Below are 11,923 nucleotides of genomic sequence, written 5' to 3' on the forward strand. Positions count from 1 at the left end.
ATGGGCTCGAAGCTGACGGCGCTACTTACGGCCAGCGCCTTTGTTCTCGCATCCTGCGGCGGTGGAGGTGGTGGCGGAACGCCCGGCAACACCCAGGGAAACCCCGCGCCGCCGCCACCCCCGCCTCCTCCGCCAGCGACAACGCAATATTCGGTTCCCGCCCAGCTATCGCTCTCCACCGCGGATGTGCAGCAGATCATCGCGCAGGCCGCCGGCGAAGCGAATGCGCGCGGCCTGCCCGTCGCTATCGCCGTGGTCGACCGGGTGGGCAATGTGCTCGCCGTCTACGCGATGACCGGCGCCGACCTTTCACTGACCGTCCCGGCTCCATCCGGCACCAATTTCGACTTGCAGGGCACGGCCCTTCCCGCGCCCGCTGCGGCAGCCGGCGCAATCGCCAAGGCGATCACCGGGGCTTATCTCTCCTCCGGCGGCAATGCGTTCTCGACACGGACGGCGAGCGAGATCGTGCAGCAGCATTTTCCTCCCGCGCCGACCACAGTCGGCCTTGAAAGCGGACCGCTGTTCGGCGTGCAGTTCAGCGCGCTGCCCTGTTCCGATCTTGTCTCCCGCTTTACCGGCGTTGCGGGTCCCAATGCGCTGATCGGGCCGAAACGCTCGCCGCTGGGGCTGTCCGCCGATCCCGGCGGTTTCCCGCTGTACCGGAATGGCGTCGTCATTGGCGGCGTCGGGGTGATGGGCGACGGGATTTACGGGTTCGATCCCAACCGGCTCGACAATGACAATAGCGACGAGGAGGCGATCGGGCTTGCGGCAACGGTCGGCTTCGAACCGCCCGCATCGATCCGCGCCAACCGCATTCCGGTGGACGGCACGACGCTCAAATTTTCCGATGCCGATACCGGCGATTTCCGGAGCAACCCGGCAGCGCCGCCAGCTTTCGCATCGATTGCCGGGGGGCTGGCCGATGTGCCCGGCTATTTCGTCGCCGCTGGCGGCATTCTCGCCGGATCGGCCTATGGCAGCGAAGCTTCGGGCATCCGCGCCTCGACCGCCGGCGAATTCAGCATTCGCGACGCCTTTATCCTGTCCGACGGTTCGGGCGCAAACCGCTTCCCGATCCGCGCCGCGACCGACGCCGCCGATGTCACCACCCCGCTGACCGCCGGCGAAGTGACCGCACTGCTCGAAGAAGCCTTTATCATCATGCGCCGCGCCCGGGCGCAGATCCGCCGGCCGCTGGACAGTCGGGCACAGGTAACGATCTCAATTGTCGATACGCATGGCGAGATACTGGGCATTGTCCGTTCGCCCGACGCCCCGATTTTCGGCATCGACGTGTCGCTCCAGAAAGCACGGACCGCCGCCTTTTTTTCCGGCGCGCAGGCCGGCCTGCTTTTGCAGGGCAATACCAGCGGTATCCCGTCGAACCGGGCCGACATCAGGAGCTTCACCCAGGCGACGCGCGATTTCCTTGGCGATCCCAATGCTCTGACCGGTACCTTCGCCTTTGCCGATCGTTCGGGCGGCAATCTCTCGCGTCCCTTTTTCCCGGACGGCGAGGTGGGCCGGCCCCAGGGGCCGCTCTCCCGGCCGATCGCCAGTTTCAATCCTTTCTCGACCGGTCTGCAATCGGCGCTGGTGCTCGAGAATATCCTGGACCATGTCGGCTTCATTCTGGGTGGAGGGGTAGGCCCCGACACGCCGGCACGCTGCACGGCAACGCCTGATGTTGCGCCGGGCCAGAATCCGCTCGAAAACGGCATACAGATCTTCCCCGGTTCGGTTCCCATTTATCGCGGCAACGCGCTGGTTGGCGGGATCGGTGTGTCGGGCGACGGCATCGATCAGGATGACATGATCAGCTTCCTCGGCACGCATAATGCCTCGCTCCGGGTCGGCGGCATCAACAATGCGCCCCCCGCCATCCGCGCGGACCGGATAGTCGTCAATGTTGGCGGCAACGATGTCCGGCTGCGCTATGTCAGCTGCCCTTTCGCTCCGTTCCTCGACACGGACGAAAACAATGTCTGCCAGGGCTTATAGGCATGTCGGCCATTGCCCCTCTGATCTGCATCGCGGTGGCCGCGCAGGGGCCGGGCGCCTATGGGCCTCCGACTCCGTTTTCCTCGACGCTCGCTTTTTCCATGGCGGCGGCCGAACCGGGCGGCAGCGCAATGCGCCGCCGGATACCGGGCGAAGATGAAACCGGCCTCAACGAAATCCAGATCGAAGACGGGACGGAACCGGGCGATGCCGACGAAACCATCATCGACGGCCGCCGCCGGCCCGGCGTGCCGCAGTCCAATCTTCCCGACCCGGTAACCCAGGAAAATATCGGTGCCGTACGCGCACCGCCACCCCAGGCCTTTCCCGGTGACGAGTTTCCAGTCCCCGATCGCTGGCGGATCGTCGAATCCATCGGCGTTAACGAGAATTTCCTCGACCCCTATAACCAGAACACGTTGAAGGGCGACCGACCGATCCCGCTCGGCGACCTGCCGGACTGGCTGCCGATCAATGGCGACGACTGGTTCTTCATCGTCAACGCGGTGTCCGACACGGTGATCGAACCGCGCAGCTTCCCGACACCCGTCGGCGTCCAGACCACAACGGAACCCGACAGCCTCGACGTGTTCGGCCAGGCCGACAGCCTTGTGCTGGCGCAAACCTTCATCACCGGGGTCGCCCTGCTCAAAGGGTCGACCGCCTATCGGCCGCCCGATGTCGAATACCGGGTCACGCTGGCGACCCAGTTCAACTATGTCGACGTCAACGAGCGCCGGATCCTGTTCGTCGAACCGAGCCGCCCCAGCCATCGTTTCGACTGGTTTACCGGGGTCCAGGAACTCTTCATCGACTATCACTTCCGCAACACGTCGCGGCGCTATGACTTCGATTCCATCCGGGTCGGAGTGCAGCCGTTCAACGCCGATTTCCGGGGCTTCCTGTTTCAGGACAACCAGCTTGGCGTTCGCTTTTTCGGCACGAGAGACAATAACCGGCTGCAATATAATCTCGCTGCTTTCATGCGGCTCGAAAAGGACACCAATTCGGGGCTGAACGATCTCTTTGCGACGCCGCGTTCGGACTATGTCTTTCACGCCAATCTGTTTCGGCAGGATCTGCCGGTCGCCGGCCTCACCAGCCAGTTCAGCGTCACCTATAATATGAACCGCGAACGCACCGATGTGGAAATCGACGACAACGGTTTCCCTGTACGACCGGCACTGCTCGGCACGTTGCGCGGCCGCAACTATGACGTGCTCTATCTCGGTTATAATGCGGACGGGCGCATCGGCCGGATCAATGTGTCCGGCTCCACCTATCTCGCGCTCGGCGAGGATCGGAGCAGCTTCTTTACCGACGAGCCGGCGGATATCTTCGCCTATTTCGGAGCGGCCGAGCTCAGCTACGATGTCGACTGGATGCGCTTTCGCCTCTCGGGCCTCTATGCGAGCGGCGACGGCGATCCCTATGACAATACCGAGCGCGGCTTCGATGCGATTTTCGAAAACCCGATCTTTGCCGGCGCGGACACCAGTTACTGGATCCGGCAGGTCATTCCTTTTGCCGGCGGCGGGCGTGCGATCGGTGTGAACGGACGCAACGGCATATTGAATTCGCTGCGCTCGTCCAAGGAGCAGGGTCAGTCCAATTTCAACAATCCTGGAACGATATTGCTCGGCGTCGGTGCGGATTTCGATATCGCCCCTTCCCTGCGCCTGTCGGCCAATGCGAACCATCTCTGGTTCGAGGATACGGCCAGCCTGCAAGCGTTGCGCAATGAAGGCAGCATTCCGTCATCAATCGGCTATGACCTGTCGGCTGCTGCAATATGGCGCCCGCTGTCCACGCAGAATATCGTGCTTCGACTGTCGGGCGCCGTTTTCGAAGCTAGCGATGGCTTTTCCGACCTGTTTGCACAGGATAGGCGCTCGGGCACCTATTACTCCGTCCTCTTCAACGCGATACTTACCTACTGATGACAAGCTGGCTTTCCCTTCCGCGTATCGCGATGCTGCTGGCCGCGGCAACCATCCTGTTCGCCATTGTTGCAAGCCCCGGCGGCGCTGCGGGCGGCGAGACCGCTGTAGTGCGGGACTATGTGGCGGCGGGCGTTCTGGCAGATCCCGCACCGCGCAATCAAGACGAAGCTGCCGTACTGGAAAAAAGCTCTGGCTGCCTCACCTGCCATGCCTATCGGAACGAAGATGGCACGCTGATCGAAGACCATGAATCGCGCGCGACTGCGGAATATATCGATCGCATGTCGATGCATTCCACGCCTGCCGTCAATCTGGGTTGCACCGACTGCCATGGCGGGAACTGGCGCGAAGCGCGCCCCGATACCGTGCCCGACGACCCCGAAAACCCGGAGTATCTTGCGGTTCAGTATCGCGCGCACGTGCTACCGCTTTACCCGGACAGCTGGCACTTCCCGTCGAGCGCCAATCCGAACCGTTCCTACACATTGCTGTCCCGCGAAAGCCCGGAATATATCCGCTTCGTCAATCCGTCCGACTATCGCGTGGTGCGCGAGGCGTGCGGTGCCTGCCATATCGAGGTGATTGAGGCGGCCGAGCGGTCACTGATGGCAACCGGCGCGATGCTTTGGGGCGGAGCATCCTATAATAACGGCATCCTTCCCTACCGGAACTATATCCTGGGCAGCGCCTATACGCGCGATGGCGAACCGGCGAGTGTCGTCTCCCCCAGAACCGCCCATGGAGCGGACGACGAAGCCATCAATCCACTCGACAGCAGTCGCATCACTGCCGCGGACCGAGCACGCGGCGTATTGCCCGGTTTTGTCCCACTCCCGACCTGGCACGTTGTTCCGCCCGGCGATATTTTCCGCGTGTTCGAACGCGGCGGCCGCAACATCGCAACACAGTTTCCCGAGATCGGCATTCCCAATATCGGCGGCAATATCCAGCGGCTTGAGGAACCCGGCCGACCGGACTTGCGCCAGTCCAATCGCGGCCCCGGCACCGGCCTGCGCGTTTCGATCCCGGTTCTCAACATCCACAAGACCCGCCTCAACGATCCGTTCACATGGTTCATGGGCACGAACGACCAGCCCGGCGATTATCGCCATTCGGGCTGTGCGTCCTGCCATGTCGTCTATGCCAATGACCGCGAACCGCGCCATTCGCTGACCTATTCGCAATTTGGCAGGGACGGACAGTCGGCCACGGCCGATCCCACGATCAACCGGCTACGCGAAGGCCAGCATCGTTCCGACGCACATGAAGAGCCGGAAGTCGATGTCTCGATGGAGCCCGGGCAGTGCGGTGCAGCCTTTGACAGGGTTGCCGCGAGCATCCGCGCGCAGCGCAGCGGAAGCGAGCATCACGACGAGGAAAGTCCAGAAGGCGAAACGCATGACGGCGTCGGCGGCCCCGGGGAAGCCGGTCATGCTTCAGCCCCGGCCCCCTTTGCCGAACGTGAGCGCGGTCATCCGATCCAGCATGCCTTCACCCGTTCGATCCCGACTTCGCAGTGCATGAACTGCCACATGCATCAGCCGAACATGTTCCTGAACAGCTTCCTCGGTTATACGATGTGGGACTATGAGAGCGATGCGCCGCTGATGTGGCCGCAAGACCAGATCTACCGCACCGCCGAACAGATGTTCGCGATCCTCGACCGTAATCCCGAAATGGCTGCTGTTCGCGGGTGCTGGGGCGATATCGACTTTGTCCGCAACGTTACCGATCTGATCAATCCCGAGGCACGGACGACGCAATTTGCCGATTATCACGGCCATGGCTGGAATTTCCGGGCGATCTTCCGCCGCGACCGGGACGGCAATATGCTGGACGAAGACGGCAATATTCTCGACCCGGACGACCCCGAACTGTTCCGGCGCGAAGGCGAAGGCCAGTTTGTCGAGGTCGGCACCAATCCGGGCCGTTCCGTGCATATGATGGATATCCATGCCGAGATCGGCATGCAGTGCGCGGACTGCCATTTCGCGCAAGACAGCCATGGCAACGGGCTGATCTATGGCGAAGTGGCGAGCGCGGTCGAGATTGGCTGTGCGGATTGCCACGGCACTGCCGACGAATATCCGACGCTGCGGACATCCGGGCCGGCCGCGCCTCCGTCCGGCACCAACCTGACCCTGTTGCGCAACCCGGACGGCCAGCGCCGTTTCGAATGGATGCGCGACAATGAAGGTCGCCGGATACTCGTCCAGAGATCAATCATCGATCCCGAACTGGAATGGGAAGTGAGCCTTGTCCGCGACACGGTCGACCGGACTCATCCCGATTTCAACGAAGCCTCCGCGCGATCGAAGCTGATGGGACGGGGCGGCGCCGAAAGCGGCGTGTTCGAGTTCGGCCCTGGCATCCTGCGCGAAGACCGCGCGCACCGTGACGACGAAATGGCCTGCTTCACCTGTCATCTGAGCTGGACGACATCGTGCGGCGGTTGCCATCTGCCGATCGAGGCCAATGCGCTGACCTCCAGCCATCATTATGACGGTCTGCAGTCCCGCAATTTCGCGACCTACAACCCGCAGGTCGCCCGCGACCAGATGTTCCAGCTTGGCCGTCATCAGGATACGCGCGGCAATATCATCGCGCCCGTCCGCTCCAGTTCGGCGCTGGTGCTGAGCTCGACCAATATCAACCGCGAGCGCATCTATGTACAACAGCCGCCGATATCGGCCTCGGGCTATTCGAGCCAGGCTTTTGCGCCGCATTTCCCGCACACCGTCCGCCGAACGGAAACCAAGCAATGCACCGATTGCCACCTGTCCGAAGCAAACGACAATAATGCGATCATGGCGCAGCTGCTGCTGCAGGGAACCAATTTCGTCAATTTCGTCGGACTCAACGCATGGGTTGGCAACGAACGAGGATTCCAGGCCATCCGCGTAACCGAATGGGACGAACCCCAGGCCGTGTTCGGTTCCTATCTCCATCGCTTCGCCTATCCCGATTACTGGCGCATTCATGTCGAGGATCATGACCGGGAGCTGCGCGAGTTCCGGCGGGGACGGATATTCGATGCCGACCTGTCGGGAGAAACCCGGGCGTTGGAAGAAATCGAACATATCACGCAGGGCACGAACGGCGCAGCCCAGTGCCTCCAGCTGCGCGGCGAATATATGTTTGTCGCCGAAGGACGGGGCGGCTTCCAAGTTTATGATGTCGCCAGCATTGCGAACAAGGGCTTTTCAGAGCGGATCATTACCGCGCCCTTCTCTCCGCTGGGCCATGACACGCGCGTGGATTCGGAGAACGCCACCTGCATGGCGCTGCCGACCAACCAGAATATCGCGCCGACCCGCCAGGAACGCATGGCCAGCATCATGGTCACCGAGGCCGACGGCACGGAACGCAGCCTGCTCGACATCAACCGGGAGCAGCGCTTCCATCCCATCTATAACTATGCCGTGGTCACGGACAGCGTGGAGGGCATGTTCCTCGTCAATGTGAACACGATGGCCGATGGCGAGCTGCGCAACAACTTCCTCGATCGCGCGGTGACGTGGAACGAGAATGGTGTGCTGAACGGCGCCCGTCATATCGTTCTTGGCGGCCATTATGCCTATATCGCGGCGGATGCCGGAATGGTTGTCGTCGATCTCGATAATCCGCTCGAACCGCGTCATGTGACCACCATTCCGCTCAACGACGCACGGGCCTCGGCCCTGCAGTTCCGTTATCTCTGGGTCACGACGGCGGAAGGTGTACAGCTTATCGACGTGACCAGTCTCGAAGAACCGCGCCTGATTCCGGAAGCCACCTTCCCGCTCGCCGATGCGCGGCGGCTTTATGTTGCGCGGACCTATGCCTATGTGGCGGCCGGACACGACGGGCTCGTTATCCTCAACGTCACCAATCCCGAAGCACCGGTGGAACACAGCCGGTTCGCCCGGGAAGGCGAAACGCCGGACACCAATGACGTGATTGTTGGCACAACCAATGCCTCGCTCTTCGCCTATATCGCAGATGGAGTGAACGGGATGAAGGTGTTGCAGCTGACAAGCCCGTCGAGCCAGCCCAATTTCTATGGCTTCTCGCCCGCGCCGGTGCCGGAAATGATCGCCTGGGTACGGACATCCTCGCCCGCCCTCGCCCTTTCCAAAGGGCTGGACCGGGATCGCGGTGTCGATGAAACTGGCGGCCAGATGGCTATTTTCGGCCGGCAAGGATCCCGGCCCTTTACCCGCAGCGAAATGGAACGGCTGTTCCTCAACAGCCGCCGGGTGCCCTACCGGGTCAGCGACGAAGTCAATATGGACAATTGGGTGACGGCGGCTTTCGCCCGGCGCTGACCGCTATTTGCGGTCGTTCGCATGTTCTTCGAGAAGATATCTCACCAGCGGCTGCATCGTCTCGTCATAGCGGGCGAGTTGGACATGGTCGTCCGCGTTGCAAAGATGCGAGATCAGGGCGGCACCATTCCAATAATGGAGCGCATAGGCGGCCGGATCGGCGACGATCATCGGGCGATTGTCCGGTTTCGCCGGATCGATCGGCCTGAGGTCGAGCGCCACTTGCGGCGCGGTTGACGGTGTAACCGCGAGCGGAAGCCCGGCCCAACCTGTCACGATTGGCCGGTGGATATGGCCGGCAATCAGGCCGATAACATTGTTTGCGGGGGCCAGAGCGTCGCGCAAATTGGTCACCCATTGTGCTTCGGGCTCGCTCGTCATCCAGGGGATTCCCGTTTCGATCGGCGGGTGGTGCAGCACGATCAGCGTTGGTTTGTCGCGTTCCTCTGCAAGCCGCTCGCTGAGCCATGATGCGCGCGTGTCACAAAATGCGCCGCCATGCCGGCCCGGCTCCAGCGTATCGAGAACAATCATCCGGATCGGCCAGCGATCTTCGTCGATTACATATTGAACAAAGCCGTCGGACTTGGGCACTTCGGGAAAGAGCTTCGCAAAGCCGTCGCGATCGTCATGGTTACCCATACAGGGCCAGACGGGAAAGGGGCAGCGGCCAAAGGCCGATTTCAGCCGCCGATAGCTGTCGGTATCGCCCTTGTCGGTAAGATCGCCGGTCGCGAGCAACAGATCGGGAAGTGGCTCCATCTCACAGAGCCGTTCCAGCACCTGATCGAGCCGGCGACGGTTGAATTCCGCCGGGTCGTCCGGATCGAAACCCAGATGAATGTCGGTTATCTGTGCAATCAGCATGGAGCTGGGGTTTCCCTATCTGCCATGCGCCCTCCCTGTTCCGACTCTCTATTGCTCAGCGGTCTCCACGGGGGTTGATCGCCAACCCTCCATAATCCCGAACGCTGCGCGGCCTTTGACCGCGATTATTCCGTGCGCGGACAAGATAAGGTGCCGCATCGTCTGCATGATAGCTGTGACACATAGCACAGGTAGAGACGATTTCGTTGCCGCCCGCCACGGCCCCGGCATGGCAATCCCTGCATGTTTCGATTCCCGGCAACAGCACGTCGCTGGCTTCCTCGGATTCCGACGCGACATGGCAGGTCGAACAATCCTCCGTTTCATGCGCCGCATGATCGAACCACCCATCATGCATATAGCGCGAAATCTGGCGAACCGGGACAATGTCGAAAGCGAGCGAGGCGCGCGTCGGCGGACGTTCCACCTCATGGCAATCGAAGCAGGCGCCGTCGCGTGAGAATACCGCGCGGATAGCTGAGTCCGCCTGGGCGTACCGCGTACGCGCAGCGAACTGATACCGGCCAACGGTTCGCGCACGGCTGTCATCGCCCGGCCGGCGACGCTCCATGCCGGAAAGATCGATCGGGCGGCGGGGCGAAGTTCCGCGATAAAAGGCCCGGATGTCGGCGATGACCATTTCCGGCTCGCCATGGCGCAAAGTGCGGACCGTTCCGCCGATGCGATCGAAGGCAAGGCTGTGGCACATCTGGCAATTGGCTTCCATCGAGATCGGTTCAAAGCGCGTTCCGTCCGGTGTCGCGACATGGCAGTCCGCACAATCGAGCGCTTCACCGAAGCCATATTCATCGCTCAACCGTTGCGCCATCCGCGCCACGCCGTTGGTGTCCGAAAGATGCAGCTCATGCGGAAATTTGAGGCCGGTATTTTCCTGCGGTTCATCGTCGATGCTGACCCGGCGATAGCGCGCCATGCCATTCTCGTCAGCCGGCCTCGTCATGATGCGGGGGCGGAACTCGGGATGATCGCTGCCGAAATCATGCGCATTTAGCAGACTGGTTTCGGTGAGCCGGGTATCGAGATCAGTGTGGCAATCGGCACAGAATTGCTGCGGAGCCGCCGCCATCCGGCCTGCACCTTCATGTTCGACATGGCATGATGCGCAGCTGCGCTCGGGCCGGTTGAACGCCGTTGCAACTGTTCGCAGGAAGCTACGACCGAAGCCAAGTTCCGGTTCCGCCGTCGCCATCAGATCGGCCTCGGCATGATCGGGTATGTCGGTATGGCATTCCACACAGGCGCTGTCGCGGACCGAGACAAAGGCCTCGACATGGCAGGACTGGCAGTCGTTGGCGAGATTGGCATGCCCGTCGGACATCGCCCCGCTCACCCAGAGTGTATCGGCGTGAAAGCCGTCCGCGCGCTGCTCGACACCCTTGCTCGAATAATAGGAATAGATGGGAAAGGCGAGGCAGGAGAGGAGGATCAGCGCGACGAAAACCCAGGAAGTGATCCGCTTGCCAGGGACCACGCCGGCCAGCGAGAACATCCGGTGCGCTTTGACTTTGTCCGCACTTTCTTCGCGATCGACGGTGATGGCGATTCGGCCCTCTTCGCCCTCACCATCGCCGATCCCGATGCTCAGCCGGTGCGGTCCGATACGCACCGTTCCGCCGCGCACCGCGCTGATATCCGCCCGCGTCGTCGACCGGCCATTGACGGTAACCGGCAGATTTTCCTCGGTAACGATGGTGACCTGGCTTTTGCCCGAAAGCTGGATTGTTGCATGATGCAGTGTCACACCGAGATCGCTCAGAACGATATCGCACTCGGCGCTGCGGCCGATTTTCAGCGTATCGGAATCAACGGTCTTCGCCCGGATGATCTCCCGACCCCCCGACGTGCGCGAACGATATTTGACGACAAAGCTCATCGCACCCCTACCAGTAGAAAAATACGCTGACGATATGCGCAGACAGTGCCGCAAGCAGCGCAAAGGTCATCGGAACATGGATATACAGCCAGATCTGAAGCAGAGCCTTGATCCGCAAATGCCTGCGGATGCGCGAAAGCGCCGCCTGTTTGCGCGCCAAAAGTGCCTCGAGCCGATCGTAAAGTTCGTCAAGCGACCGGTCTCCGTGCGAAGAGCGCGCCCGGAAATCGGCCAGACCGCGCGCCGTTCCCCCGCCGCGATATTTGCCGCTCAGCCTTTGCCCGATCCCGCCATCGAACGGCGTTTCGTCGATCGCCTCCTGGATGACAGCCGCGCCGTCCGCATCGAGCGGCTGCGCGGTATCGAACAGCTGACGATCGATATCGGTTACCGTTTCCAGCATCTGTGCTTCGGTCGTCTCATCGCGATTACTGCTGAGCTGACGCGGCAGAATACCATAAACCGTTATCCCGAAAATGCCGGTGACGATAACGATCATCATCAGCACCCAGGCCAGGGTATGGACGTTCCATCCTAACTGGAAGCCGGTGTGCAACGTCCCGATCACGACAAGCGACAGGCCGAGATAGACATGCGCCGATGTCCACCCCTTGAGCGACCAGCGACCGGGCGTCATCGCACGCTTGCGGACCCCGAGCATCGTCAGCCACAGGATGAGACCGCCACCCGCCGTTCCCAGGGTGTAGCCGAGCCAGCTGCCGCCATTGTGCCGCGGCTCTACATCGATCAGCACATAAGCGATGATCAGGGTGACCGAAATGCCGAGCGCCATTTTCCCCCAATAGCTACCGCGATATCGCCATACGCCCTCATGCCGGGCTCCTGTCGAGACCGTGCTCCGCTCGACCTCGTCGGTTTCGGCCAAATCCGTGCCCACGTCTGCT

6 protein-coding genes are annotated in these 11,923 nt (G+C 61.8%); 3 read left to right on the top strand and 3 right to left on the bottom strand.

Going from position 1 to position 11,923, the window contains the following annotated elements:
* Genes DFR46_RS03885 through DFR46_RS03895 form a run of 3 tightly spaced genes read left to right on the top strand, consistent with a single transcriptional unit; the run spans window position 1 to window position 8,257 of the window.
* Window positions 1–2,007, top strand: coding sequence for a heme-binding protein (locus tag DFR46_RS03885; RefSeq protein WP_116235256.1), 2,007 nt, complete (start codon window positions 1–3; stop codon window positions 2,005–2,007).
* Window positions 2,008–2,009: 2 nt separating this feature from the next.
* A complete protein-coding gene (locus DFR46_RS03890; RefSeq protein ID WP_116235257.1) occupies window positions 2,010–3,947 on the top strand; it encodes a hypothetical protein in 1,938 nt (645 codons plus the stop codon).
* Entirely contained in the window at window positions 3,947–8,257 is a 4,311-nt protein-coding gene (locus tag DFR46_RS03895; protein WP_116235258.1) for an LVIVD repeat-containing protein, read from the top strand. The genes DFR46_RS03890 and DFR46_RS03895 overlap by 1 nt, the downstream gene beginning before the upstream one ends.
* Before the next feature lie 3 nt (window positions 8,258–8,260).
* Here DFR46_RS03895 and DFR46_RS03900 read toward each other — a convergent pair whose 3' ends face one another.
* From DFR46_RS03900 to DFR46_RS03910, 3 genes are read right to left on the bottom strand one after another with little or no spacing between them, the layout of a single operon-like run.
* Window positions 8,261–9,124: a phosphodiesterase gene (locus DFR46_RS03900; RefSeq protein WP_116235259.1), complete on the bottom strand. Its 864-nt coding sequence runs from the start codon at window positions 9,122–9,124 to the stop codon at window positions 8,261–8,263.
* A 55-nt stretch (window positions 9,125–9,179) separates the two neighbouring features.
* A complete protein-coding gene (locus DFR46_RS03905; protein ID WP_116235260.1) occupies window positions 9,180–11,018 on the bottom strand; it encodes a cytochrome c3 family protein in 1,839 nt (612 codons plus the stop codon).
* A 7-nt stretch (window positions 11,019–11,025) separates the two neighbouring features.
* Entirely contained in the window at window positions 11,026–11,916 is an 891-nt protein-coding gene (locus DFR46_RS03910; RefSeq protein ID WP_425453094.1) for a hypothetical protein, read from the bottom strand.
* Between the last annotated feature and the right edge of the window lie 7 nt (window positions 11,917–11,923).

This window comes from Parasphingopyxis lamellibrachiae (assembly GCF_003385775.1).
In the GTDB taxonomy this organism is placed as follows: Bacteria; Pseudomonadota; Alphaproteobacteria; order Sphingomonadales; family Sphingomonadaceae; genus Parasphingopyxis; species Parasphingopyxis lamellibrachiae.